Origin of the sequence: Kribbella sp. VKM Ac-2568 (genome assembly GCF_004345365.1) — a bacterium.
In the GTDB taxonomy this organism is placed as follows: domain Bacteria; phylum Actinomycetota; class Actinomycetes; order Propionibacteriales; family Kribbellaceae; genus Kribbella; species Kribbella orskensis.
In genome coordinates this window covers 12,802-38,483 of the sequence record NZ_SLVF01000009.1, presented here as the reverse complement: position 1 = coordinate 38,483, position 25,682 = coordinate 12,802, and the positions used below count along the sequence as shown (strand labels likewise).

The window sequence follows — 25,682 nt, the reverse complement described above, 5'->3', positions numbered from 1 at the left end:
CGTAGTCTCCTGTCATGGCGAGTAAGCCGGATGAGACGCGTGATGGGGTGCCGCTGACCAATCTGGATCAGCCGCTGTTCGACGGGGCCGGGGCTACCAAGCGGGATCTGGTGGACTACCTCGATGCCGTGCACGAGCGGATCCTGCGGGAGTTGCGGGAGCGCCCGTTGTCGGTGATCCGGGTGCGGCCGGGGCAGCAGCCGTTCATGCAGAAGAACGTTCCGAAGTACACGCCGGAGTGGGTGCGGACGGTGCCGATGTGGGCCGAGGCGTCCAAGCGCGAGGTGTCGTACGCCGTTTGCGATGACCGGAAGACGCTGCTGTGGTTCGCGAACCAGCGTGCGGTGGAGTACCACCCAACGCTGGTCCGTGCCTCCCGCTGGGATCGCGTCACGCAACTGGTGCTCGACCTCGACCCGCCGGAGGGCGAGACCTTCCAGCTGGCAGTGCAGGCGGCGCATCTGGTGCGGCAGGCACTCGCAGACATCGGATTGAGCGGGGCGGTCAAGACCAGCGGCGCCAAGGGCGTCCACGTCTATGTCCCGATCGACGACCGGGCCTCGATCGAGGACGCAGCCGCGGCCACCCGCGCTATCGCTGCACGGGCCGAGCGGATCGACCCGGCACTGGCGACCACCGCGTACGTCAAGGAAGAGCGGCAAGGCAAGGTGTTCGTCGACTCGACCCGCTCCGGCGGGGCGACGGTTGTCGCGGCGTACAGCCCGCGCATCCGGCCAGGTGCAACGGTGTCGTTCCCCGTCGGCTGGGACGACATCGATCAGGTGACACCCAAGGACTTCACCCTGCACACGGCTCCAGCGCTCCTGGGCGACGGCGACCCGTGGGCCGAGCAGTTGCCGGCGCCTCAGACGCTGCCCGCCGAGCTGATCGAGGAGGGCCACACCATCCCGATCGCCCGCGTCGTCGCCATGCACGAAGGCAAACGCCGCAAGGCCGCGGCCCGCCGAGCCGCCGAGTCAGAAGGCGAGGCCGCGTCAGAGGTTGAGGAAAAGGGCTAGCTTTCGGACGCCGTGACGAGATCCAGAGCAGCGTGGCGAACGTCAGCAGCGGGATGGTTGCGGAGTTCGGCCAGTTGCGTTCGCCAGGTCAGCGGCCAGCCCGCTCGCCGACCTGCTGCCGCCGTCAGCGAGAGCGCCAGCAGGGAATCGACGGTACGGGACCTCGCCGCAAGCCTGGCGGCCGGCTCTACCAGGTCGTCGGGCGTCCAGTAGGCGTGCGAGTTGCTCAGCCTCTTGCTGAGTTGGTCCACCGCATCAAACGTCGCCACCGGCCGATCCGCGACCAGGCTCGCCAGCGCCGACAGTTCGTCGTACAGCACTTCCCACCGGAGCGCGTTGACGAGCAACTGCAGCCGGCAGTGCACGTACTCGGGCGCGGTGACCTCGTCGGCGACCAAGCGCAACGCCTGCCGGGCTTCGGTGGACTTCATGCCGAAGGCCGCGGTCAAGCTGTTGATGAAGGCCGTCAGCCGCTGCCGGGCCGGGCGATCGCGGTCCGGGGTGGCGTTGGGGATGTTGGGGTTGGTCTCCAGCCGGACGAGGAGACGGACCACCGAGAGCACTTCGTCGAGGGCGAGTTCCGGGGTGGCGGCGGCAATGGTGGCGAGGGTGCTGGTTCCATCGGACCAGGTGCTGTTGCGGATGCTGAGGTCCGTGATGAAGGCGGCGCACACCGGCACGGCGGCGGGGTTGAAGCGCGCCCAGAACCGCATCGACAGCAGCGCGAGCCGCACCACCTCCGGCTCGGACCTGTTCGTCACGGCGATCAGCAGGTCCGCGTAGTGCGAGCGGTACTTCGACGCCATCGTGGACGGCGATCGCTGGGCCAGAACCGTCGCAGTAGCAGGCGAATCGTGCACAGCCTCCTGCAACAGCGCCCAACTCGCCGGCTCATGCAGCAGGTACTGCGACGCCGTACTGGTGATCGCCGCCTTCACATCCCGATGCGCGTCCGCCCAGGCTTCAGTCAGTACTTCGCTGGCGCCGGGTGCGCGGAGTTCGCCGAGGAGCCGCGCGGCCTCCTTGCGCGAGGTCACCTTGACGCCCTCGCCAACCAGCACGGGCCGGAACGTCTCGGCCAGCAAGCTCGGCCTGACGAATCGCGCGGCCCGGGTGGCTGCGTAGAGCGCCACTCGCGCACGGTCGTCCCCACCGTGGCGCAGCAAGGCAGGCAACACCTGCTCGGGTCGGTTCGTCCACGCCAGCGCGGCCAGTGCAGCCTCCTGGAGAAGGACCGCGTCGCTGGTGAGGAACGGCTCGACCGCGGCCCGTCCGACACCGGGGATGTGCCCGAGCGTCGACACCGCGGCCGCGCGAGCCCACTCGGGCATGCGGGAGTCGTTCGCGGCGGCGGCCACCAGTTCGGCGTACCGGCGGTGCTGGCGGGGGAGCCAGCGGCGCAAAGCCGCGTCGGAGACCTGCCAGGCGGGGTGGTTGCGGGTGAACCGGCGGATCCGATCCGGCTCGGCGAGCACCGGATCGAGGAGGTCGGTGCGGTATTCGGTGACGGCATTCCAGACGGGTTGCCAGCGGGCCATGCCGACATCGCGGCCGATGATCCGGGCGGTGCGTTCGGAGCGAGTGGCGGTTGGTTCGAGCCAGAGCTGGGCGGCTCGCTCGACGGTGTACTCCTGGTTCGACCAGACGGCCTGTTCGAGGATCGCGTGGAGATGGACGATGGTCCAGCCGCGCCGGCCGAACGCGCCGGCGATCGCGAAGGCGAGGTCGAATTCCCGCCGCTTCACCGCGCTCTCGACGTACGGGCGCAGGGTTTCGTAGATCGCGAGCTCGCGGCCGCGGGGCAGGCCGTCGATCAGGCCGTAGAGTCCGACGGTGCCGCGGCTCTCGGTCAGCCGGGCATGGGCATCGAGTCCCCACCGGAGCAATCCCTGATGGTTGCCTAGGGCTCCTTGTCTGACGGCGAGCTCGGCGAGCTGGTTCAGCGCCGAGCGCGAGCTCCAGGACAGGTCGCGCGCCTCGAGTGCGTCGGTCAGGAGGGTCTGCAGCGCGGCGACGTGCTGATCGGTCAGGAGAGAGGGAGGGAGTCCGGCCGCGGCGAGCAGGACGGTGTTGCGGACCTGGTCCCGTTCGTTGCGGACCCGCGTGGCCCAGGTGAGCGCCTGCTCGATCGAGGCGGGCTCCCGGGAGAGCCCGGCCGAGTTGATGACGGTCCGGTACACGGCCGCGCGGTCGTCGACGTCCGGTCGGCGGACCTCCGGCTCGAGCAAGGCGAACGCCTTCGCGAACGGCAGATGACTGGTGACCTCCCAGCTCTGCCGATGGTCTTCGCGGATCGTCGGCAGCGTGAGCATCCGGCGTGCCTGCTCCTGCCGGACGGCCTGGGGGAGAACCCGCAGGACAGAACGGGGAAGCGCGGTCCGGGCGAGCTCGATCGAGCTCGTCGCCTTCTCGAACACGACACCACGACGAGCCGGTGGCAGGTCGGACAGCAACCCGCCCACGGCCGGCCAAAGCAGTCGGCCCAGTGCAGCGAGCTCGTCGTCGGAGAACCGATGCAGCCGTCGCCGGACAGCCGGCGTCAGCGCCTCCCGTACTGCTGAGGCGCGCTCCGGCGTCGTCAGGATCGCCAGCACACCACTCGGATCGAGATCAACCAACCGGCCAAGGATCCCGACCACCGCGGACGGCAGTTGATCCGGAGCGAGCGCATTCTTCAGCAACGCGAACACGCGCTCCGCGTCGTGATCGAAGGCGCCGACCACTCCGAAGCCGACCCCACCCCACCATTCCTCTCGCGCCCCTTCGTCGCCGGGCAGAGTCTGGGTCGCGTGGTCGAGCACCGATTCCGGGTGTCTTCTGGCCAACCGCTCCCACATGCCCGCGGTGAGGCAGTAGGCGAGATCCGAAAGGAGCCGCTGGACGGTGGATCGGTCGGTGCTGCTGAGCAACGCGCTCGCCGCTTGGTCGCCCCACCGGTCGCGCTGGTCGTCGATCAGCCGGGCCGCCAGGTCCTGCCGACCCGTCCGGCGGATCACCGACAGGAGCCTGGCGCGGAGGGCGGCCGGCGCATCGTCGTACAGAGCACGCAGAGCGTCGTCGGAGACCGCGACACCGCGACCGGCCGCCGCGAGGGCGCGTGCCTGGATTACCGGATCAGGGTCCGCGAGCAGCCGGGCCACGTGGTCGGTGTCGCCCGCGATCTGCGCGAGCTGCAGACCGAGTGCGCGCTCGATGGGCTCGCCGGTGTCGAGTTCGGCGATCAGTTCGGCCAGGTCCGGAGTACCGCGTAGCCGCCTCGCCTCTTGCGCGATCAGCCGGGCGCGTTCGCCGTACGGGAGTCCATCGAGAGCGCTCAGCAGATCGGTCGCATGCATCCCCACATCCTGCCGAACAGGGGAGTCAGGCGGGCAGATTGGCCGCCATCAGCGCTCCGCGACGAGGGGCGAGGCCTACGCGAGCTCCGCGAGGCCGGCGTCGCCGTCACAGCCGTCCGGTTCGGCGGCATCATCCACGACTTCGTCATGCTCGATGCGTTGCGCGTCGAGCACGCCGTCACGGCCGCGATCAACCTCGCGATCACCACCCTCGCTCCGGCCTCGCCTGACCGGCGTCGGCGGCCGCCTCCGGGGTCGCTCGTCGGGGCTCTCTCGGTGGTCGCCGACTTGTCAGTGCGGTGAGCTGGCAGCGGCTTTCAGTTCCGCGAAGGCGGCGGCGAGCTTGGGGAGCGTGTAGTGGGCGTTCAAGCCGCTGGGGTTCGGCAGGATCCAGACCTTGGTCGCACCGATCAGGCGATCCTGCCGCCCCATCGCCGCCTTCTTGTCCCCGAAAGCGACCCGGTACGCCGTGACGCCGACGACCGCGAGCCACTCGGGTTCATAAGCGAGGACCTTGTTCACCAGGTTCTCGCCACCCGCGGCGAGATCCGCCCGGCTCAGCTCGTCGGCCCGGGCTGACGGCCGATCGACGATGTTGGTGATCCCGAGGCCGAGCTCGAGGAGTTCCTTCTGCTCGTCGGGCCGGAATTGCCTCGGCGTGAAGCCCGACTGGTGCAGCGCCGGCCAGAAGCGGTTGCCGGGCCGGGCGAAGTGGTGCCCGGTCTCGGCCGACACCAGGCCGGGGTTGATCCCGCAGAACAGCACCCGTAGTCCAGGCGCGATGATGTCGGGCAATTCCTGCACCCCGGAACCTTAACCTTCCGAAGCCGGACCGCCACCACTCACCAACCCCGCTGCAGCGATGCTGCGTCCGCCTGCCGAGGCTCCTGGGGTGCGCGTCAGAGGTGGTTGGTGAGTGGTGGCGGTCCGCCCACCACTCCGGGGCGGAGGAGTGGTGGGCGAAGCCGGGTCAGTCGTTCTGGTTGTTGAGGGCGGCGGGGCTGTCAACCTAGGGTTGACGACCACGCCGCGTCAACCTAGGGTTGACGGATGACTCCTGGGCCCGATCTGCAACAACTCATCGACACCATCCGTGCGGACGCCGGCACCGACGACGTCCTCGACCAGCTCGGCACCGCCGCGAGCACGATCAGCGAACTGACCAGCACCAGCGACGCCGCGCTCGGCTACTTCGTCGACCGGGCCCGCGGCGCCGGCAAGTCGTGGGTCGAGATCAGCACCGTGCTCGGCGTCAGCAAGCAGGCCGCGCACAAACGCTTCGCCGAGTCGTGGACGAGCCGGCCCGCGTTCGAGCACTACACCCCGCGGACCCGCGCGGCCGTCGAGGCGGCGGCCGATGTCGCCCGCGGCCTCACCCACTCGTACGTCGGTACCGAGCACCTGCTGCTCGCCTTCTACACCCAGCCGGAGGCCCTCGCCACGAAGGTGCTCGTTGCCCACGGCGTCACCGAGCAGGCGGTGTCCGAAGCGGTGAACGCGGCAGTCCCCGCCGGTGAGGGACCCGTGAACGAGGAGGAGCTCGGGTTCACCCGGCGCGCATCGCACGTCCTGCAAGGCGCCGCGGGTGAGGCGCTCGCGCTGGGCCACAACTACGTCGGCACCGAGCATCTGCTGCTCGCGTTCTACCGCGACCAGGCCGGTGTCGCGACCACCGTCCTGCAGGGGCTCGGCCTGGACGAATCGGCTGCCTGGGCTGCGATCCGGGCCGTGCTCAACGAGCTGGAGACGGCCAAGTAACTTAGGCGTCATGCCTGACTGGACCTCGCGCCTGGAAGCACTCGCCGCCGACGCCGGAGTGCCCGGCGCAGTACTCGGGATCTGGGCCGACGGCGAGCAGACCATCACGCCGTACGGCGTCCTGAACCGGGGGACCGGCGTCGAGGTGACGGCCGACTCGGTCTTCCAGGTCGGCTCGATCACCAAGACGTGGACCGCCACGATGATCGTCCAGCTGGCCGCCGAGGGCCGGCTCGATCTCGACGACGCCGTGGTGAAGCTGTTGCCTGAGGCACCGATCGACGCACGGATCACCGTCCGTCAGCTGCTCACCCACCAGAGCGGCATCGACGGGGACCTGTTCACCGACACCGGCCGCGGCGACGACTGCCTCGAGCGGTACGTCGCGCTGCTGGCCGACGTGGACCAGTTGTTCGCGCCGGGGACGGCGTACTCCTACTGCAACGCCGGCTTCGTCGTCCTCGGCCGGATCATCGAGGTGCTCGACGGACGGACCTGGGACGAATCCCTGCGGTCCCGCCTGATCGACCCCCTCGGGCTGTCGGCGACCATGACCTTGCCGGAGGAGGCGATCCTGCACAGGTCGGCCCTCGGGCACGTCGCGGACGGCTCCCCGGTCCAGACCTGGAACCTGCCGCGCTCCATCGGCCCGGCCGGACTCATCACCCAGAGCGCCGGCGACCTCCTCCGTTTCGCCCAACTACATCTCGACGACCCGGACGGCCTGTACGCCGGGATGCGCGAGCCGCAGGTGTCCTTCCCGGGCGGCGCGAACGGCGTGGAGGCGATCGGCCTGGCCTGGCGGCTGTACGACTGGTCCGGCCGGAAGCTCTTCGGCCACGACGGCACCACGATCTCGCAGCTCGCCTTCCTCCGGATCGACCCCGAAGCCCGGCTGGCGGTGTGCCTGCTGACCAACTCGGCGTACGCTCCGGCCCTCTTTGACGCCATCGCCTCCGAGGTCTTCACCCACTATGTCGGCGCCGCGGCGCCGCTTCCTCCCGAACCCCTCGAGGACGTTCGGGCCGGTGACGAGCACATCGGCGTGTACGAACGGGCCAGCGCTCGGCTGGAGGTCCTCCGCCGTGACGACCAACTGGTGCTGACCTACCAGGCAACAGGCGACCGCCTCGCCTTCGCCGAGGAACCGATCCAGGAATACGAGCTCCTACCAACCACCCCAGCCGACGGCAACCACTTCGTCACCCGCAGCGCCCCCAACCAGCCCTGGACCCCCATCACCTTCACCAACACCCACCTCTTCACCAGCGGCCGAGTCACCCCGCGCATCACTTGACCCCGCGTACCGCCTGACCCCCGTGAGCGTGCATGTGTTCAACATCTTGCGGAAGACCGGCACCGCTAGCCGGGTGGAAGTTGCGACGTTTGCTGAGCGGCTGGGGGTCGGGCGACTACCAGCCGAGCGGGGGCCGTCGGGTCCCACTTGATCGCGACTCGCTCTCCGGCGTGTGGCAGCGGGCCCGGTACGTCGTACCGGACGTCGTTCTGGATGAGCGAGGTCCCTACTGTGAAGCGGACTCGTAGGAAGACGCGGTCGCCGGCCCGGAGTACGGAGACCACTTCTGCGTTGACTCGGCGCCAGTTCGCGCACTCGACGTACGGGTCCTCTTCGAGTCGGCTGAACCAGCTGACCATGATCAGTAGACCCACCCCGGCAGCCACTGCGGCGAGGACCATTAGCTGGATAGCCATCATCGGTCTGCACCTCCTCTCGCACCGAGCCGGCTAGTCGTCCCGGCTTTCGGCGTAGGGAGCGGACGCGCCGCCTGGATCTTTGAGCAGGGCTGATGCCTCGGGTGTCGTGAGTACGACGGTGCCCAGCGCGAGTGCGGACAGGGCGAGGGCTGAGTACGTGTGGTTCATGGTGTCTCCCGGTGAGCTGAGACGACGGAGTTGCCGCCTGCTCTCACGCTCGGCTGCCAGGTACCTCAGCCACATCGGGCGCACCCCCGCAGATACGGTGCCGAACCCCTTAGATCCTCAGAGAGACAAGACACGGCCCCAGGCGGTGGAGGGGGTCGCCTGGGGCCGATGGTGTGGAGGTGCCTGTGTGGTGGAGATCAGTCGGTGCCGAACTCCATCGCGGCCCGGTCGAGCATCTGGTCGTCGTCGGAGACGTCGCCGCGGGAGGCGATCGCCTCGGCGCCGCCCTGCGGCATCGCGCCGATCAGGCCGGTCGAGGCGGCCTGCGCCGCGCCGATGATCGCTGGGTGGTTCGTGCCGATCATGCCCAGACCGGCGTACTGCTCGAGCTTGGCGCGCGAGTCGGCGATGTCGAGGTTCCGCATCGTCAGCTGGCCGATCCGGTCCACCGGGCCGAATGCCGAGTCCTCGGTCCGCTCCATCGACAACTTGTCCGGGTGGTAGCTGAAGGCCGGGCCGGAGGTGTCGAGGATCGAGTAGTCCTCACCCCGCCGCAGCCGCAGCGTCACGTCGCCGGTGATCGCGGTACCGACCCAGCGCTGCAGGGACTCCCGCACCATCAGGGCCTGCGGGTCGAGCCAGCGACCTTCGTACATCAGCCGGCCGAGCCGCCGGCCCTCGTTGTGGTAGCTCGCGACGGTGTCCTCGTTGTGGACCGCGTTGACCAGCCGTTCGTACGCCGCGTGCAGCAGCGCCATCCCGGGTGCCTCGTAGATGCCGCGGCTCTTGGCCTCGATCACCCGGTTCTCGATCTGGTCCGACATGCCCATGCCGTGCCGGCCGCCGACCGCGTTCGCCTCCATCACCAGGTCGACCGCGCTGGCGAACTCCTTGCCGTTGATCGTCACCGGACGGCCCTGCTCGAAGCCGATCGTGACGTCCTCGGTGAGGATCTCGACGTTCGGGTCCCAGAACTTGACGCCCATGATCGGTTCGACGGTCTCGATGCCGGTGTCGAGGTGCTCCAGTGTCTTGGCCTCGTGGGTGGCGCCCCAGATGTTGGCGTCGGTCGAGTAGGCCTTCTCGGTGCTGTCCCGGTACGGCAGCTCGTGAGCGAGCAGCCACTCGGACATCTCTTTCCGGCCGCCCAGTTCGGTGACGAAGTCCGCGTCGAGCCAGGGCTTGTAGATCCGCAGCTGCGGGTTCGCGAGCAGACCGTACCGGTAGAACCGCTCGATGTCGTTGCCCTTGAAGGTCGACCCGTCGCCCCAGATCTGGACGTTGTCGTCGAGCATCGCCCGGACCAGCAGGGTGCCGGTCACCGCCCGGCCGAGGGGCGTGGTGTTGAAGTAGGCGCGACCGCCCGAGCGGATGTGGAACGCACCGCAGGCGAGCGCCGCCAGCCCTTCCTCGACCAGCGCCGCGCGGCAGTCGACCAGCCGCGCGATCTCGGCCCCGTACGCCGCCGCGCGCCCCGGCACCGAGTCGATATCGGGCTCGTCGTACTGGCCGATGTCAGCCGTGTAGGTGCACGGGATGGCGCCCTTGTCGCGCATCCACGCGACCGCCACCGAAGTATCGAGACCGCCTGAGAAAGCGATACCGACCCGCTCACCGATGGGAAGGGAAGTAAGGACCTTGGACATAGGAAGAGTATGCACTCTCCTGAATGATTATGCAAAACGTCGCAGGCGGTCGGGGCTCAGGGTGCCCCGGGGCCTGGGAAGACAGAAGCAGCTAAGGTCGCCGGCGGCGGTCGCCCTGGCGTTCGGCTCGTTGTGCGGCAAGGGTCCGCGGATCCTTCGGATGGTTGTGCGGCGGGGGTCGGCGGAGCCTTCGGACGGTTGCGGCGGGGGTCGGCGGAGCCTTCGGTTGGTTGTGCGACAGGGGTTGCCGGAGCCTTCGGGTGGTTGTGCGGTCGGGCTGTTGGTGGTTGGTGCTGGGGCCTAGCGCCGCGGGTGCGGACAGGTGGTGGTGACCTCGGACAGGTGATGGTGACCTGGGACAGGTTGTCGGGGCTTCGGACACGTCATGTGGTGTCCGAACCCCCGACGTCGTGTCCGAACCCCCGACCTGCTGTCCGAACCCCTGACGCGCTGTCCGAACCCCCCGACATGTCCGAACCCCCCGACGTGGTGTCCGAACCCCTGACGCGCTGTCCGAACCCCCCGACATGTCCGAACCCCCCGACGTGGTGTCCGAACCTCCCCCGACATGTCCGAACCCGACGTGGTGTCCGAACCCCCCGACGTGGTGTCCGAACCCCCCGACGTGGTGTCCGAACCCCCGATGTGGTGTCCGAACCTCCCCCGACATGTCCGAACCCGACGTGGTGTCCGAACCCCCGGCCTAGTGTCCGAACCCCCGGCCTAGTGTCCGACCCCCCGGCCTAGTGTTCGAACCCCCGACATATCCGAACTCGACGTGGCGTGTCCGAACCCCCGTCATGGTGTCCGAACCCCCGGCGGGGTGTCCGAGGTCCCGCTGTCGGGCGGGGCGGGGCGTAGTACAGGGGGTGAGATATTGCGTGTGGGGGTTGGGGTGGGCGAGCTAACGTCAGCAGGGTGACTAGTGCACCTGTTGAGCTTCCTCGTAAGGCTGGTGAGCTTCGCGCCGCCGGATTCCTTCCCCGCACGATCAAGGCCGAGATCCGCGACAACCTGTTGACCGAGTTGCGCGCCGGCCGTGATCCCTGGCCCGGCATCGTCGGGTTCTCCCGCACTGTTATCCCTCAGTTGGAACGCGCCCTGCTCGCGGGGCATGACGTAGTACTGCTCGGTGAGCGCGGTCAGGGCAAGACGCGCCTGCTGCGCACCCTGGTCGGCCTGCTCGACGAGTGGACGCCGGTGATCGAGGGCGCCGAGTTGCCCGAGCACCCGCTGGAGCCGATCACGCCGGCGTCGAAGCGCCGCGCGGCCGAGCTCGGTGACGATCTGCCGGTCGCCTGGCTGCACCGCAGCCTCCGGTACGCCGAGAAGCTCGCGACGCCCGACACCTCCGTCGGGGACCTGATCGGTGACGTCGACCCGGTGAAGGTGGCCGAGGGGCGCAGCCTGGGTGACCCGGAGACGATCCACTTCGGTCTGGTACCGCGGGCGCACCGCGGCATCGTCGCCATCAACGAGCTGCCGGACCTCGCCGAGCGGATCCAGGTCGCGCTGCTCAACGTGATGGAGGAGCGCGACATCCAGGTCCGCGGGTACACCCTCCGGCTGCCGCTCGACGTGTTGCTGGTGGCAACGGCCAACCCGGAGGACTACACCAACCGCGGCCGCATCATCACCCCGCTGAAGGACCGCTTCGGCGCCGAGGTGCGGACCCACTACCCGCTGGACATCGACGCCGAGGTGGACGTCGTCCGGCAGGAGAGCCACCTCACCGCCGAGGTCGGCGAACCACTGCTCGAGGTGCTCGCCCGGTTCGTCCGGCACCTGCGCGAGTCGAACGCGATCGACCAGCGCTCGGGTGTCTCGGCCCGGTTCGCGGTCGCCGCCGCCGAGACGGTCGCGGCCGCCGCGCTCCGCCGCAGCGCGATCACCGGTGAGGAGCCGGCCGTCGCCCGGCCGGTCGACCTCGACGCGGTTCCCGCCGTACTGCGGGGCAAGCTCGAGTTCGAGCCGGGGGAGGAGGGACGCGAGACCGAGTTGCTCGAGTACCTCCTGCGCAGGTCCGTCGCCGACACCGCGCGCGAGCGGTTCGCCGGGCTCGACCTCACCCCACTCGCGGATGCCGTTGCCAACGGCCACCTTGTCACCACGGGCGAGCGGATCCCCGGCCGCGACGTACTCTCGGCGCTTCCCGAGCTCCCCGTCCTCCACGACGTGGCAGCCCGCGCAGGCGTCGAGCCGGACGACTCGCCAGGCAGGATCGCGGCCGCGGTCGAGCTCGCCTTGGAGGCGCTCTACCTCTCCAAGCGATTGGCCAAGGACGCCGACGACGACACCACGATCTACGGGATCTGACATGACCGCCGCGATACCCGAAGGCTGGTTCTACGGCCCGTGGCACGAAGGGCCGGATCCGCTGGCGCCGCCGGTGGATCTGCGGGACGCGCTGGACGAGCTCGGCCGGGACGTGATGGCCGGGTCGTCACCCAGGTCCGCGCTGGAGGAGTTGCTCCGGCGCGGCACCCGCAACACCCAGGGCCTCGACGACCTGACCCGCAGGTTGTGGGAGCGACGTCGCGAGATCCAGCGACGCCACAACCTCGACGGCACGCTGCGGGACGTGCAGCGGCTGCTGGACGAGGCACTCGAGGCCGAGCGGCGTGAGCTGTTCCCGAACCCGTCCGACGATGCCCGGTTCCGGGAGGCGCAGCTCGACGCGCTTCCCGCCGGTACGGCGGCCGCGGTACGGGAGCTGGCCAACTACGACTGGCAGTCCGAGGAGGCCCGGCAGAAGTACGAGGAGATCCGCGAGACACTCGGCCGGGAGCTGCTCGGGTCGCGCTTCGAGGGCATGAAGGAGGCCCTGCAGAACACGACGCCGGAGGACATCGAGCGGATCAACGAGATGTTGTCCGACCTCAACGCGCTGCTGTCCGCCCACGCGCAGGGTCATCCGCAGATCGACGAGTTGTTCAACGAGTTCATGGCGAAGCACGGCGAGTTCTTCCCGGAGAACCCGCGCAACGTCGACGAGCTGATCGACGTACTGGCCGCGCGAGCGGCGGCCGCGCAGCGGATGCTCAACTCGATGACGGCGGAGCAGCGAGCCGAGCTGGCCCAGCTCTCGCAGCAGGCGTTCGGCAACCCGCAGCTGTCCCAGCAGCTGGCCAACCTGGATGCCCAGCTCCAGGGGCTCAGACCGGGCGAGGATTGGTCCGGGTCCGAGCGGATGAGTGGCGACGACCCGCTCGGCCTCGCCGAGGGTGCGCGGGCCATGTCCGATCTGGCGGAGCTGGACGCGCTGGCCGAGCAGCTGGCCCAGTCGTACCCGGGTGCCAGGCTCGAGGACATCGACCTCGACGCGCTCACCCGCCAACTCGGCGACGAGGCGACGGTCGACGCCAAGCGGTTGTCCGAGCTCGAACGGCAGTTGCGCGACCAGGGTCTGCTGGAGCGTGCGCCCGACGGCACGCTGCAGCTGTCCCCGAAGGCGTTGCGCCAGCTAGGCCAGACAGCGCTCGCCGACGTACTCCGGACGGCTCGCGGCCAGTCCGGTGAACGCGACGCAGCCTCGGCCGGAGCAGCCGGCGAGCTGAGCGGGTCCAGCCGGGCCTGGCAGTTCGGCGACACCCAGCCGTGGGACGTGTCGCGCACGGTTCGCAACGCAGTACTGCGTACTGCGGGCGCTGGGCGAGGTGGCTCGGTGAAGCTCGACGTGGCCGACGTGGAGATCGCCGAGACGGAGCACCGGGCCCGGGCCGCGGTGGCGCTGCTGGTGGACACCTCATGGTCGATGGTCCAGGAGGGTCGCTGGCTGCCGATGAAGCGGACCGCGCTCGCCCTGCACCAGCTGATCTCGACCCGCTACCGCAACGATGCCCTGCAGCTCATCACCTTCGGCCGGTACGCCGAGGTGGTGGAACTGCCGCAGCTGATCGGCATGGAAGGTACCTGGGAGCAGGGCACCAACGCGCACCACGCGTTGCTGCTTGCGGGTCGGCACCTGCGGCGTCATCCGGACGCCCAGCCGGTGGTCCTGATGGTCACCGACGGGGAGCCGACGGCTCACCTCGAACCGGATGGCACGGCCGAGTTCGACTACCCGCCGCGGCCGGCGACACTGCGCAAGACCGTCGCCGAGGTGGACCGGCTGGCCAAGCTCGGAGCATCCCTGACGGTGTTCCGGCTCGGGGACGATCCGCGACTGAACGCCTTCGTCGACCTGCTCGCCCGCCGCAGCGGCGGACGGGTGCTCGCCCCCGACGCAGACGGCCTCGGCGCAGCCGTCGTAGGCGACTACCTGAGAACCCGCCGCAGGCTCTGACGCAGGCCCGTCCCGGGCGCTGACGGGCGCTCATCCGGCAGGGAGTACCCATCTCGAAGGTGGGGTACTCCCTGCCTTTGCGTTTCCTCGGAAAAACCTGCCATTGTCCATGGTTGTCAACGGGGTAAGGGTTTTCCGGCCATCGACATGTGGGCAGCGTCACCATCTCATCGTGAGACCAGTGTTCAACTGGACTGGTTTTTGGGCTTACCCTGAAAAGACGTCCCTCGCCATCGGAGTCGTCGGGCCAGCGGTCACCACACCGCGACCGGACAGAGCGACCACTCGCCGCCCACATCCTCAGGGAGTCACCGTGCCGAAACTCGTCTACGACTTCGCCGAAGGCAACAAAGACATGAAGGAGTTGCTCGGCGGCAAAGGGGCAAATCTCGCCGAGATGACCAATCTCGGCCTGCCCGTGCCGCCTGGTTTCACCATCTCCGCCGAGGCTTGCAAGGTGTTCCTGGCGACCGGTTCGGTGCCGCCCGAACTGGCCGACGAGATCGACCATCACGTCGACTCGCTGCAGCAGAAGATGGGCAAGAAGCTGGGCCAGGCGGACGACCCGCTGCTCGTGTCGGTCCGCTCCGGCGCCGCCGTGTCGATGCCCGGCATGATGGAGACGGTGCTCAACGTCGGCCTGAACGACGACTCCGTGAACGGCCTCGCGCACCACTCCGGCAACCCCCGGTTCGCCTGGGACGCGTACCGCCGGCTGATCCAGATGTTCGGCAAGACCGTGCTCGACATGGATGGCGAGGTCTTCGAGGGCGCGATCGAGGCGGCCAAGAAGGCCAAGGGCACCAAGAACGACCTGGACCTCGACACCGACGACCTCAAGGCGCTGGTGAAGACCTTCAAGGCCGCCGTGCAGGATCACACCGGCCGCGAGTTCCCGCAGGATCCGCGCGAGCAGATGGACCTGGCGATCGAGGCGGTCTTCGGTTCCTGGAACTCGGAGCGCGCCATCCTCTACCGCCGCCAGGAGCGGATCGCCACCGACCTCGGCACGGCGGTGAACATCTGCTCGATGGTGTTCGGCAACCTCGGTATGGACTCCGGCACCGGCGTCGCCTTCACCCGCGACCCGTCCAGCGGCCAGCCCGGCGTGTACGGCGACTACCTGCAGAACGCACAGGGTGAGGACGTCGTCGCCGGCATCCGCAACACGGTCCCGCTGGCCGAGCTGGAGCAGCTGGACAAGAAGTCGTACGACGACCTGATGGCGATCATGGCCAAGCTGGAAGGCCACTACCGCGACCTGTGCGACATCGAGTTCACCGTCGAGCGCGGCAAGCTCTGGATGTTGCAGACCCGCGTCGGCAAGCGGACCGCGGGTGCCGCCTTCCGGATCGCGACCAGCCTGATCGACGAGGGCATGATCGACACCGACGAGGCGCTGCGCCGGGTCAAGGGCGCCCAGCTCGCCCAGCTGATGTTCCCGCGGTTCGACAGCGACGCGGACAAGGACCTGGTCACCAAGGCGATCGGGGCCTCCCCGGGCGCCGCCTCCGGCAAGGTCGTCTTCACCTCCGCCGCCGCGGTCGAGGCCGCCGACCGCGGCGAGAAAGTGATCCTGGTCCGGCGCGAGACGAACCCGGACGACCTGCACGGCATGATCGCCGCCCAGGGCATCCTGACCAGTCGCGGCGGCAAGACCTCGCACGCGGCGGTAGTTGCCCGGGGCATGGGAAAGACCTGCGTCTGCGGAGCCGAGGAGCTCGACGTCGAGGTAGCCGCCGGCAAGATCCTCGTCAACGGTACGACGATCAACGCGGGTGACGTGATCTCCATCGACGGGACCACCGGCGAGGTGTTCCTCGGCGAGGTCCCGGTGGTTCCCTCCCCGGTGGTGCAGTACTTCGAGGGCTCGCTGGCGCCCGATGCAGGTGACGAACTGGTGGCCGCGGTGCACCGACTGATCACCCACGCCGACGAGATCCGGCGGCTCGGCGTACGGACGAATGCGGACACTGCCGACGACGCGAGCAGGGCTCGTCGGTTCGGTGCCGAGGGCATCGGTCTGTGCCGGACCGAGCACATGTTCCTGGGGGAGCGGCGTGAAGCGGTCGAGCGGCTGATCCTGGCCGACGACGCGGCGGAGCGCGAGGCCGCGCTGGCCGAGCTGGAACCCTTGCAGCGTGGGGACTTCCTGGAGCTGCTGACCGCGATGGACGGGCTGCCGGTGACGATCCGGCTGATCGATCCGCCGCTGCACGAGTTCCTGCCGTCGATGGAGGAGCTGGCGGTCAAGGTTGCGATCGCCGAGGAGCGGGGCGAGGACCCGGGCCGCAACAAGGCCTTGCTGGCCGCGGTCGAGCGGCTGCACGAGCAGAACCCGATGCTCGGTCTGCGCGGGGTGCGGCTCGGCCTGGTCGTGCCGGGCTTGTTCGCGATGCAGGTCCGGGCGATCGCGTCGGCGGCGGCCGAGTTGCGCAAGCAGGGCAAGGATCCGCGCCCGGAGATCATGATTCCGCTGGTCGGCGCCGTCCAGGAACTCCAGCTGGCCCGCGACGAGGTGGACGCGGTCCTCGCCGAGGTCGACCGATCGACGGAGGCCGATGGCACCGGCGGGGTGGAGTGGAAGACGCCGATCGGGACGATGATCGAGCTGCCGCGCGCCGCGGTGATCGCGGATCAGATCGCCGAGGCGGCCGACTTCTTCTCCTTCGGCACCAACGACCTGACCCAGACCACCTGGGGCTTCAGCCGAGACGACGTCGAGGGCGCGTTCTTCTCCCGCTACCTGGAGAAGGGCATCTTCGCGGTCTCGCCGTTCGAGTCGATCGACCGGGAAGGCGTCGGCGCGTTGGTCCGGACCGGGGCCGAGCGTGGTCGCGCGGCCAAGCCCGACCTCAAGCTCGGCATCTGCGGCGAACACGGCGGCGACCCGGACAGCATCCACTTCTTCCACGAGGTGGGCCTGGATTACGTCTCCTGCTCGCCGTTCCGGATCCCGGTGGCGCGCCTGGAAGCCGGCCGGGCCACCCTGCTCTGACCCCCGAGGTCCCGACCGCCCCGGCCCGATCATCGATCGCGCCGGGGCGGTTGTACGCCGGAAGGGTCGTCCCTTGGCATCAGCGCGGGTGGTACGCGGATCCCGCGGGGAGGTCTGAGCCGGATCGGGTGGAGTTGCTCCGGGGGGAGGCCGCGGGATTCGCCGCGTGGCGCCGGGTCCCCGAGCGGCGGACGAACCGCAGCGCCCAGGTCGGTGTGCGGGGTGGTGTTCGGGGTGGGGTGTACCGAGCGACAGGCGGTACTGGTGCAGTCGCCGAGGCCTCAGGCGTGGGTTGCTGGCCGGGGCGGTCTGTTCGGCGACTACGTACTGCCCTTCGGTACGCGGCAGGCTCCCCGGGGGGGTATCGCCAGGTGCGTGGTGATTTCCGCCGATTCCGGGGGCACGGACTCGGGCTTGGGCTGGCTGGCTGTTGGCCGGCTGGCGGCTTGCAAAGTGCCAGCCGCCGAACGACCCGTCATCGGGCAGGCCGATCGCCGAGCGAGCCCCGATGGCGTGCAGTTGCGGGGACCTGGAACACCTCGCGGGGAGTTGGGGGGCAGGCTGTTTCGTGTCCGAGGTGCCGCGTTGGTGTCCGAGGTCCCGTCTCAGTTCGGCACCAAATTCATCGAGCTCTCAGGCCGTCATGCACTAGCGTCCACCCCATGAGCCGGCAGGAGTTGCGCAAGACCTTCGGCGAGGACGCGGAACTGTACGACCGGGTTCGGCCGACCTACCCCCACAAGTTGTACGACGACCTCGACCGGCTGCTCGGGAATCCGACCCGGCCGCGGGTGCTGGAGATCGGCCCGGGCACCGGCCAGGCGACCGCCCCGATGCTCAAGCGCGGCTGGTCCGTCAAGGCGGTCGAGCTGAGCCCGGACCTGGCCCGGGTCGCGCGAGCCAAGCTCCCGGACCTGGAAGTGATCACAGCGGACTTCGAGAGCTGGGAGTTGCCGCCGGAGAAGTTCGACCTGGTGTTCTCGGCGACGGCGTTCCACTGGATCGACCCGGACATTCGAGTGCAGAAGGCAGCCGACGCACTGCGCCCGGGCGGGATGCTCGCGGTGATCTCGACCGAGCACATCGCCGGCGGCAGCCACCAGTTGTTCGTCGACTTCGAGGACTGCTACCAGCGCTTCAACCCGGACCCACCCGGCGAGGGCCTGCTCCCGGCGGACGCCATCCCGACGGACTCGGCGGAATTCGACGCGAGCGGGCGGTTCGGGCCGGTGGAGTTCCGCCGTTACGAGTGGGAACGGCGCTACACGACCGCGGAGTACCTCGATCTGCTGTCGTCGTACTCGGGACATCGGGCCTTGACAGCTGAGGCTCGTGACGGACTGTACGGCTGTATCAGCGCTCTCATCGCCGCGGCGGGAGGCTCGATCACGAAGCGTTACCTTACTCAACTGGCTGCAGCAAATCTCCTTAACCAACCTCTTGCATCCAGCTGATTGAGTGGTCAAGATATCCGAGCGGGAAGGGCGATCACTCGTCGACTTTCGGGTCTGACCTGAACCAGCCGCTGTGGCGGCTCGTGACTCCCTTCCCGCACCAAACTTCTCCTCGCGAGCCGCGAGCCTCCCTTATAAGGTCGACGGCATGGCTCTCTTCGCACTCCAGTTGACCTTCACCGACACCGACCGGCGGATGCAGGTCCGCCCGGCCCACCGGGAGTACCTGACCACGTTGCGGGCGGCCGGGAAGCTCCTCACCGCAGGGCCTTTCGCCGACCAGAGCGGCGCGCTGCTGATCTACGACGTCGCCGACGAGGCCGAGCTGCGCGAGATCCTTGCCGACGACCCCTACACGCCGGCCGACGTCTACGAGATCGCGTCGCTGCAGGAGTGGCAGCCGCTCTTTCCGGTCAAGCCCGTATAGGGGGCCCAACGCCCCGAGGTCAGACCTCGGTCGGCTCCAGGTCGAGGAAGTCGACGTAGGCCCACAGCCAGACCAGCGGCGCGAGCACCATCTCGGCATCGCCCTGGTCGTCGGCCACGAACAGCATCGACCCGTCGCCTCTGGAGATGTCCTCGAGCACCGAGCCGCAGACCTCGAGCGCTGCCTCGAAGGTCCGCACCTGCGGGCCGCTCTCCCACAGCGGGTGGGGGAGCGGCAGCACCGGCGCTTCGTCGGTGCCGTCCAGGTCCACCGAGACCTGCTGCAGCATCTCGTACAGGTCGTAGGAGATCAGCCCGGCGAACGGGCTCCCGTCGACGCCGATCAGGTACGGGTCGTCGGCGCCGTCGCGGAACGCGTCCCGCACCAGCGGCAGCGCGGCCGCCAGATCGGACATCTCGATGTACGGCGCCTCGTGGGGCTCCTCGTCCTCTTCCTCGAGCTCCCCGCTGCGCATCTGGTCGAACGAGTGCAGCAGATCGCTCAGCTCGTCGTACGCGCCGCCGCCGGGAGCAGCCTGGGCGCGCTTCTCGAGATCGCGCAGGTGCTCGACCAGGTCGTCCTCGAAGTGCAGGTCGAACCGCGGCAGCCCGGGCTCGCGGCCGGCGTTGATCTGTGCGACGAGCTGGGTGGAGATCGGCCCGAGCCGCTCGGCCAGCACCTCCAGCGGAGTGGTCGGCTTCTCATCCTCGTCGTACGCGCAGGAGTCGTCGTCGGTCTTGCCCTCGTTCTCCATCGCGAGCAGCACGGAGAAGGCCGGGAACGCGATCAGCGCGGCCGTGGCGAGCATCCCGTCGCCGATCAGCATCAGCGGGTTGCCGCCCGCCTCGGTCCGGCGCAGATGGTCGGGCAGCAGTACCGCGGCCTGCTCGACGTTCACCTGACTCGCGAGCGAGGAGAGCCCGTGGTCCGTGTCGACCCCCAGTTGCTCGACCAGCGTCTCGGAGCTCATGTCGAAGTTCGAGCGCAGGTAGTACCGCAGCCAGCCCGCGTCGACCGGATTGCCGAGCAGGTCGGCGATCCGGGCGCGGAAGTCGGCCAGGTCCGCGACCGCCAGCACCACGAGCACCGGCTGGTCGCCGTCGCCGATCACCAGCGGCCGGGTGTCGCCGTTCTGGAATCCGTCGATGACCGCGGCCAGGCCGTCGGCCGCGGCCTCCAGCGGCCAGGACTCCGCCTCGAACTCGGTCACACCTGACGAGGTGCCGACGTCGTCGGGCATCTGCTGGTCCTCTCCGGGCGGGGCAGGGTGGCGTCTACTGTAGGGGGCCGCAGTGTGACCGGGGGTGGCCGGTCGGTGCGGCGTGACATTGGCTACGCTGTGAGCGGCGGGTCGATGAAGCGATATCTCACATGTGAGATAACGTGCGGCGCATGACTGACGACTACCTGAGCCGGATCGGCAATCTCATCCGGGACGCCCGTAAGCACCGTGGCTGGACGCAGACCCAGCTCGCCGATGTGCTCGGCACCAGTCAGAGCGCGGTTAACCGGATCGAAAAGGGTCATCAGAACCTCACTCTCGAGATGCTCGCCCGGATCGGCGAGGCACTCGACTCCGAAATTGTCTCTCTCGGTGGCGGTCCGGTCCACCTCCGTGTGGTGGGCGGACGCCGGCTGTCCGGATCGATCGACGTGAAGTCCAGCAAGAACGCCGGGGTCGCGCTGCTGTGCGCCTCGCTGCTGAACAAGGGCCGGACCACGCTGCGCAAGGTCGCCCGGATCGAAGAGGTCAACCGGCTGCTCGAGGTGCTGAACTCGATCGGCGTCCGGACCACCTGGCTGAACGACGCCGGCGACCTGGAGATCGTGCCGCCGGAGCACCTGAACCTGGCCGCGATGGACGCCGAGGCGGCCCGCCGTACCCGCAGCATCATCATGTTCCTCGGTCCGCTGCTGCACCGCGAGGACACCTTCCAGCTCCCGTACGCCGGGGGCTGCGACCTCGGCACCCGGACCGTCGAGCCGCACATGTCCGCGCTGCGCCCGTTCGGCCTGGACATCAAGGCGACCGGCGGCGAGTACCACGCGCTGGTGAACCGGGCCGTCACGCCGGGCAAGCCGATCGTGCTGACCGAGCGCGGCGACACCGTGACCGAGAACGCGATCATGGCCGCGGCCCGGCACGACGGCGTCACCGTGATCCGCAACGCCAGCTCGAACTACATGGTCCAGGACCTCTGCTTCTACCTCGATCTCCTCGGCGTGAAGATCGACGGCGTCGGCAGCACCACGCTGACCGTGCACGGCAAGCCGGAGATCGACGTGGACGTCGACTACGCGCCGTCGGAGGACCCGATCGAGGCGATGAGCCTGCTCACCGCCGCGATCGTGACCGGCTCCGAGATCACCATCCGGCGCGCGCCGGTGGAGTTCCTCGAGATCGAGCTCGCGCTGCTCGAGGAGATGGGCCTGGACTACAGCCGCTCCGACGAGTACCTGGCCGAGAACGGCCGGACCCGGCTGGTCGACCTGACCACCCGGCCGTCCAACCTGCACGCGCCGATCGACAAGATCCACCCGATGCCGTTCCCCGGCCTGAACATCGACAACCTGCCGTTCTTCGCGGTGATCGCGGCGTCGGCGACCGGGCAGACGCTGATCCACGACTGGGTCTACGAGAACCGGGCGATCTACCTGACCGACCTGAACAAGCTCGGCGGCCGGGTCAAGCTGCTCGACCCGCACCGGGTGATGGTCGAGGGCCCGACGCACTGGTCCGGCGCCGAGATCATGTGCCCGCCGGCGCTGCGGCCCGCGGTGGTCACGCTGATCGCGATGATGGCGGCCAAGGGCACCTCGGTACTGCGGTCGGTCTACGTGATCAACCGCGGCTACGAGGAACTCGCCACCCGGCTCAACTCGCTAGGCGCCCAGATCGAGACGTTCCGCGACATCTGAGTCCACGCCGAGCGAGTCCTGAACGAAGGCCACGGCCTCGGTGATCACCTCCGGATCGGTCATGATCCGGCGATGACCGAGGCCGTTGGTCTGCAGGAAGTGCGCCCGCGGCCCGTACTTCGCCAGCAGCACCGGCGCCTGGGTGGGATCCACGACGTCGTCCTCGTCGTTGTGGATCGCCAGCAGGTCGACGTCGCCGGCGGCCACGGAGTACCTGGTCCAGATCCCGTCGTCCCCGTCGAACAGCCGGCGCTCGATCGAGCGCCGCAGCGATGCGTTCGCCTTGGCTCCGAGTCCGAGCTCCCGGCAGAAGGCGTCGGCGAGATAGCCGAAGTCGGCGAGGCCGCTGATCGTCACCACGCGCTCGACGCAGACACCCTCGCGGATCGCGTACAGGACGAAGGGCACGCCGAGGGAGTGTGCGATCGCGCCCTCGAACGGTCCGTGCCGGTCCTGCAGGCCCCGGATGATCCGCTGGTGGTCGAGGATCGTGCCGGCCGCGCCGGGTGAGTCGCCGTGCCCGGGTGCGTCGTACGAGACCGGGCTGTAGCCGAGCTCGACCAGGCGCGTCACGAACTTGTGGAACCGGGATGCGCGGGAGCGCCAGCCATGCACGAGTAAGACCGGCCGGGCGCCGTCGCCCCACGCGTAGGTGACGACTCCATCGACCACCTCGACCGTGGCTGCCTCGTGGACCTCGCGTTCGCTCTCGCGCACCTGGCCGCGCTTGAACGGCCGCCGCCAAAGCTCGAACGCGACCCGCCCCGCGATGGTCGGCGGTAATACCTTCAAGCTCGCTCGCACCGCCTCGAGGATCATCGCGCGCTCCACTTCGGGTCGCGCCCGACCAGCCCGAGCAGCCGCTCACTCGCCGGAGCGTCCGCATCCACCGGTACTACGGCCGCGAATGCGCCGCCCGCGGGTCGTTCGACCGGGAACAGCGGGCTCAATCGCAGGGCGGCTTCGGCCAGCTTGTCGGGAATGGGGTCGGGCCGTCCGATCGCTCGCGCGACGTCCCACGCGTGCACCAGATAGTCGACGAAGTGCATCGCCACGGCGACCCGGCCGGGGAACACCCCGAACTCCCGAACCTCCACCGGCCGCTCCAGTACGGCGTACTCCTCGAAGGCCGCGGTGACCTTGTCGACCGAGGCCGGGAACTTCGCCAGCGTGATCTCGTCGGGCGGCCCGGGCTTCCAGGCGACGCGATCGGTCACGCCGGTCGCGTTCGCCGCGAAGCCGCGGTTCTCCGCGACGAGGTGAGCGATCAGCTCGCCCAGATTCCACTCCGAACAGGGCGTGGGCAGATCGAGCTGGTCCGGCCGGACGGCGGTGACCGCGGTCAGGCAGAGGGACGTGGCGGACTGGTCGAGGGTGCGGGGATCGAGGTCGCTCAGCACTGAGGTCATGAGGTCCGTTCCTGACGGCGTGGAAGCTCTATGGAAACTATACGAACGATCGTATTATTAGTTCGTGTCTGTGCTCCCGTCAACCGAACTAAGATCACCCGAACAGGAGGTGGCGGTGGAGACGCGTGTCGACGGACGGCTGGTGCGGGGCGACCAGACGCGGCGGGCTGTGCTGCGGAAGGCGGTCGACATCGCCTCGGTGGACGGCCTCGAAGGGCTGTCGATCGGCCGGCTCGCCAAGGAGCTGGAGATCAGCAAAAGCGGCCTGTTCGCGCACTTCGGCTCCAAGGAGGAGCTGCAGCTGGCGACCATCCGCGCGGCCCGGCGGATCTACGCGACCTCCGTCGTGGAGCCCGCCTTCGCGGTCGAGCCCGGCCTCGGCCGGGTCTGGGCGTTGAGCGAGAGCTGGCTCGAGTACTCGAAGCGCCGCGTCTTCCCGGGCGGCTGCTTCTTCGCCAAGGCCTCCCACGAGTACGGCGCTCGCCGCGGCCCGGTGCACGACTTCCTGGCCGAGGTGAACCGCGAGTGGATCCAGCTCGTCGAGCAGACCATCACCGAAGCGGTCGATCGCGGCGAGCTCGCAGCCGATCCGGTGCAGCTGGCCTTCGAGCTGAATGCCTTCTACGACTCCGCGAACATGGCGTCACTCCTGCGGGACGGCGACGGCCGGGTCTATGCCCAGGCGCGTCAGTCCATCCGTGCCCGACTCGAAGCGGCAGCCACCGCCGGTACTGCGCTGCCGTGGTGATCGGGTAGATCCCGCGTTCCTCTGATCGGGGAGAAGAGCAGGATCAGACCGGCCAGGGGAACACCCGCGGTGGTGATCCACAGCGCCGTACGGAGGCCCAGTACTTCGCCCAGCGTGCCGCCGAGGACGGCGCCGAGGGGGATCGTGCCGAAGTTGAGGAACGACGCGCTCGCTGCGAGTCGGCCGCGGAGTTCGGGTGGGCAGTAGGACTGGTGGAAGGTCGCCTTGATCGTGTTGCCGCCGACCACCCCGACGCCGATGCAGAATCCGCCGACCATGTAGAGGGTCAGTCCTGCGCCCTTGCTGGTCAGGGGAATCAGGAGTGCCGCGGTCGGGAGGATCAGCTCGAACAGGAGGGTGGCGCGCGCAGTACCGACTCTGGCGGCGACGCGGCGGGCTGCGAAAGCGCCGGCGACTCCGCCGCTGCTGGCGACGGCGATCATCGCGCCGACCACCCCCGCCGAGACGCCGACCTCGCGGACCAGGAAGACCACGATGATCGACTGGTAGCCCATCAGTGCGAGATTCGAGACGCCGCCGAAGATTGTCAGCGTGCGGAGCCAGACGTCACCGGCGACCAGCCGAAGTCCGGCGAGGACCTCCTTGGCCAGGGCTGGGTGGTTCGCCGTGTGGATGGCTGGCTCGCGGTGGCGGATCAGGGTCAGGCAGAGCAGGGCGATGAGGAAGGTCGAGGCGTCGACGAGCATGCCGTTGACGGCTCCGGTCAGCTGGACGATCAGGCCGCCGCAGCCGACTCCGGCGATCTGCGCGGCGGAGGCGCTGCCGTGGAGCTTTGCGTTGCCTTCGGCCTGGTCGTGTGGGTCGAGGAGGGTGGGGAGGTAGGCGGTGTAGGCGGTCTGGAAGAGCACGGCCGCGATGCCTGTCAGGACCGCGATCGGCAGTAATAGTTGGATTGTGAGCAGGTCTGCTCCGGCTGCGAGGGGGATGGTGGCGAAGAGGAGCAGAGAGGCCGCCGAGGCGAGCTGCATGAGCGGGCGGCGGGGCAGGCGGTCGACCCAGGCGCCGACCGGCAGGCCGATGACGAGCCACGGCAGCCAGGCCGCGGCGCTCAGCAGGCCGACCTCGAAGGTTGTTGCCTGTAGCACCGATACGGCGATCAGCGGGAGTGCGACGGTGGACACCGCACTGCCGAACCGGCTGACCGTCTCGCCCGTCCACAGCAACCGGAAGTCGCGGTGCCGGACCAGCAGACTCACTGCCGCCGCCGCGGGAACGACTGCAACTGCACCACAACAGGCATGGCCCGCTCGTCGCCGGTGTTTTCCGCAAGGGCCGTCTTGTTCTGCTCGGTGTGGCGGTCGATGACGGCGGTGAGGTCGTCGTTGAGTGCGATCAGTTGCTCCGGGGTGAGCTTGAGGTCTCGCCAGTCGGAGAGTGCGGCCGCGTGCTGCCACTCGCCGGGCCAGTCCTCAGCCACATACCGCCGCACGCGCTCGAAGTACTGCTCTACCAAATGCCGTAGGTAGACCTTGAGCGCACCGCTGGTCTCGGGGTCGTCGCGGAAGTCGGCCGGGTTCAGCACGGTCTGCCCCTGCGGCACCCTCCACCAGCGCTCGCGCTTGGTCCCGCGGTCGACCTCTTCCTCGATGTAGCCGTGCTCCGCGAGCAGCCGCAGGTGCCAGCTGATCGTGCCCGTGCTCTCGCCGAGCCGCGCCGACAGGCCGGTCGAGGTGGCCGGCCCGTCGAGCTCCAGCAACTCCAGGATCTGCATGCGCAGGGGATGAGCGAGTCCGCGGAGGCTGCGCGCGTCGATCCGTCGCATCGGTCGGTCCATGGCCT

The 25,682-nt window shown here is 69.1% G+C and carries 21 protein-coding genes; 11 read left to right on the top strand and 10 right to left on the bottom strand.

Annotated features, from left to right (window positions below; genetic code table 11):
* The first annotated feature begins 14 nt into the window (after window positions 1-14).
* Window positions 15-1,019: a non-homologous end-joining DNA ligase gene (gene ligD / locus EV648_RS25625; protein ID WP_132296858.1), complete on the top strand. Its 1,005-nt coding sequence runs from the start codon at window positions 15-17 to the stop codon at window positions 1,017-1,019.
* Here the strand turns inward: ligD and EV648_RS25620 are convergent.
* The gene (locus tag EV648_RS25620) at window positions 1,016-4,354 is read right to left on the bottom strand and encodes a hypothetical protein (RefSeq protein ID WP_132296855.1); all 3,339 of its coding nucleotides are present in this window, start codon (window positions 4,352-4,354) and stop codon (window positions 1,016-1,018) included. The genes ligD and EV648_RS25620 overlap by 4 nt on opposite strands.
* On the opposite strand from EV648_RS25620, the gene EV648_RS43360 reads away from it, so the two are divergent.
* Window positions 4,349-4,657: a hypothetical protein gene (locus EV648_RS43360; protein WP_199234821.1), complete on the top strand. Its 309-nt coding sequence runs from the start codon at window positions 4,349-4,351 to the stop codon at window positions 4,655-4,657. The genes EV648_RS25620 and EV648_RS43360 overlap by 6 nt on opposite strands.
* On the opposite strand, the gene mug is transcribed toward EV648_RS43360, so the two are convergent.
* Window positions 4,646-5,158 carry a G/U mismatch-specific DNA glycosylase gene (mug, locus tag EV648_RS25610; RefSeq protein ID WP_132296852.1) on the bottom strand — a complete coding sequence of 171 codons (513 nt, stop codon included), beginning with the start codon at window positions 5,156-5,158 and terminating at the stop codon, window positions 4,646-4,648. The two genes, EV648_RS43360 and mug, sit on opposite strands and share 12 nt — an antisense overlap.
* Window positions 5,159-5,404: 246 nt before the next feature.
* Between mug and EV648_RS25605 the strand changes: the two genes are divergently transcribed.
* Window positions 5,405-6,112, top strand: a complete 708-nt coding sequence (locus EV648_RS25605) for a Clp protease N-terminal domain-containing protein (RefSeq protein WP_132296849.1) — start codon at window positions 5,405-5,407, stop codon at window positions 6,110-6,112.
* 10 nt (window positions 6,113-6,122) lie between these two features.
* The gene (locus tag EV648_RS25600; RefSeq protein ID WP_132296846.1) at window positions 6,123-7,409 is read left to right on the top strand and encodes a serine hydrolase; all 1,287 of its coding nucleotides are present in this window, start codon (window positions 6,123-6,125) and stop codon (window positions 7,407-7,409) included.
* 65 nt (window positions 7,410-7,474) lie between these two features.
* Here EV648_RS25600 and EV648_RS25595 read toward each other — a convergent pair whose 3' ends face one another.
* From EV648_RS25595 to argG, 3 genes are all read right to left on the bottom strand, one after another.
* Window positions 7,475-7,828: a hypothetical protein gene (locus EV648_RS25595; RefSeq protein ID WP_132296843.1), complete on the bottom strand. Its 354-nt coding sequence runs from the start codon at window positions 7,826-7,828 to the stop codon at window positions 7,475-7,477.
* Between the two features lie 30 nt (window positions 7,829-7,858).
* Window positions 7,859-7,996, bottom strand: coding sequence for a hypothetical protein (locus EV648_RS42705; protein WP_158294065.1), 138 nt, complete (start codon window positions 7,994-7,996; stop codon window positions 7,859-7,861).
* Between the two features lie 197 nt (window positions 7,997-8,193).
* Window positions 8,194-9,642, bottom strand: coding sequence for an argininosuccinate synthase (gene argG / locus EV648_RS25590; RefSeq protein ID WP_132296840.1), 1,449 nt, complete (start codon window positions 9,640-9,642; stop codon window positions 8,194-8,196).
* 918 nt (window positions 9,643-10,560) lie between these two features.
* Between argG and EV648_RS25585 the strand changes: the two genes are divergently transcribed.
* The 5 genes from EV648_RS25585 to EV648_RS25565 all read left to right on the top strand — a co-directional run bounded on the left by EV648_RS25585 (window position 10,561) and on the right by EV648_RS25565 (window position 18,806).
* Window positions 10,561-11,958: an ATP-binding protein gene (locus EV648_RS25585; protein WP_132296837.1), complete on the top strand. Its 1,398-nt coding sequence runs from the start codon at window positions 10,561-10,563 to the stop codon at window positions 11,956-11,958.
* A 1-nt stretch (window position 11,959) separates the two neighbouring features.
* Window positions 11,960-13,927, top strand: a complete 1,968-nt coding sequence (locus EV648_RS25580; RefSeq protein WP_132296834.1) for a VWA domain-containing protein — start codon at window positions 11,960-11,962, stop codon at window positions 13,925-13,927.
* A gap of 355 nt (window positions 13,928-14,282) precedes the next feature.
* The gene (gene ppdK / locus EV648_RS25575; protein WP_241995636.1) at window positions 14,283-16,925 is read left to right on the top strand and encodes a pyruvate, phosphate dikinase; all 2,643 of its coding nucleotides are present in this window, start codon (window positions 14,283-14,285) and stop codon (window positions 16,923-16,925) included.
* A gap of 662 nt (window positions 16,926-17,587) precedes the next feature.
* Window positions 17,588-18,379: a trans-aconitate 2-methyltransferase gene (locus tag EV648_RS25570; protein ID WP_132296828.1), complete on the top strand. Its 792-nt coding sequence runs from the start codon at window positions 17,588-17,590 to the stop codon at window positions 18,377-18,379.
* Between the two features lie 148 nt (window positions 18,380-18,527).
* Entirely contained in the window at window positions 18,528-18,806 is a 279-nt protein-coding gene (locus EV648_RS25565; RefSeq protein WP_132296825.1) for a YciI family protein, read from the top strand.
* Window positions 18,807-18,825: 19 nt separating this feature from the next.
* Here EV648_RS25565 and EV648_RS25560 read toward each other — a convergent pair whose 3' ends face one another.
* Window positions 18,826-20,046 carry a hypothetical protein gene (locus EV648_RS25560; protein WP_132296822.1) on the bottom strand — a complete coding sequence of 407 codons (1,221 nt, stop codon included), beginning with the start codon at window positions 20,044-20,046 and terminating at the stop codon, window positions 18,826-18,828.
* A gap of 152 nt (window positions 20,047-20,198) precedes the next feature.
* Here EV648_RS25560 and EV648_RS25555 point away from each other — a divergent pair, with 152 nt between their 5' ends.
* Window positions 20,199-21,725, top strand: a complete 1,527-nt coding sequence (locus EV648_RS25555) for a UDP-N-acetylglucosamine 1-carboxyvinyltransferase (protein ID WP_132296819.1) — start codon at window positions 20,199-20,201, stop codon at window positions 21,723-21,725.
* On the opposite strand, the gene EV648_RS25550 is transcribed toward EV648_RS25555, so the two are convergent.
* Together EV648_RS25550 and EV648_RS25545 are read right to left on the bottom strand one after the other, a co-directional pair.
* Window positions 21,690-22,544, bottom strand: coding sequence for an alpha/beta hydrolase (locus tag EV648_RS25550; protein WP_132296816.1), 855 nt, complete (start codon window positions 22,542-22,544; stop codon window positions 21,690-21,692). The two genes, EV648_RS25555 and EV648_RS25550, sit on opposite strands and share 36 nt — an antisense overlap.
* Window positions 22,541-23,134, bottom strand: a complete 594-nt coding sequence (locus EV648_RS25545; RefSeq protein ID WP_132296813.1) for a TIGR03086 family metal-binding protein — start codon at window positions 23,132-23,134, stop codon at window positions 22,541-22,543. The genes EV648_RS25550 and EV648_RS25545 overlap by 4 nt, the downstream gene beginning before the upstream one ends.
* A 115-nt stretch (window positions 23,135-23,249) precedes the next feature.
* Here EV648_RS25545 and EV648_RS25540 point away from each other — a divergent pair, with 115 nt between their 5' ends.
* Entirely contained in the window at window positions 23,250-23,882 is a 633-nt protein-coding gene (locus EV648_RS25540; protein ID WP_132296810.1) for a TetR/AcrR family transcriptional regulator, read from the top strand.
* On the opposite strand, the gene EV648_RS25535 is transcribed toward EV648_RS25540, so the two are convergent.
* Together EV648_RS25535 and EV648_RS25530 are read right to left on the bottom strand one after the other, a co-directional pair.
* On the bottom strand, window positions 23,822-25,099 hold the full coding sequence (locus tag EV648_RS25535) for an MFS transporter (protein WP_132296807.1): 1,278 nt from the start codon (window positions 25,097-25,099) through the stop codon (window positions 23,822-23,824). The genes EV648_RS25540 and EV648_RS25535 overlap by 61 nt on opposite strands.
* The gene (locus EV648_RS25530; protein ID WP_132296804.1) at window positions 25,096-25,677 is read right to left on the bottom strand and encodes a transcriptional regulator; all 582 of its coding nucleotides are present in this window, start codon (window positions 25,675-25,677) and stop codon (window positions 25,096-25,098) included. The genes EV648_RS25535 and EV648_RS25530 overlap by 4 nt, the downstream gene beginning before the upstream one ends.
* Window positions 25,678-25,682 lie beyond the last annotated feature (5 nt).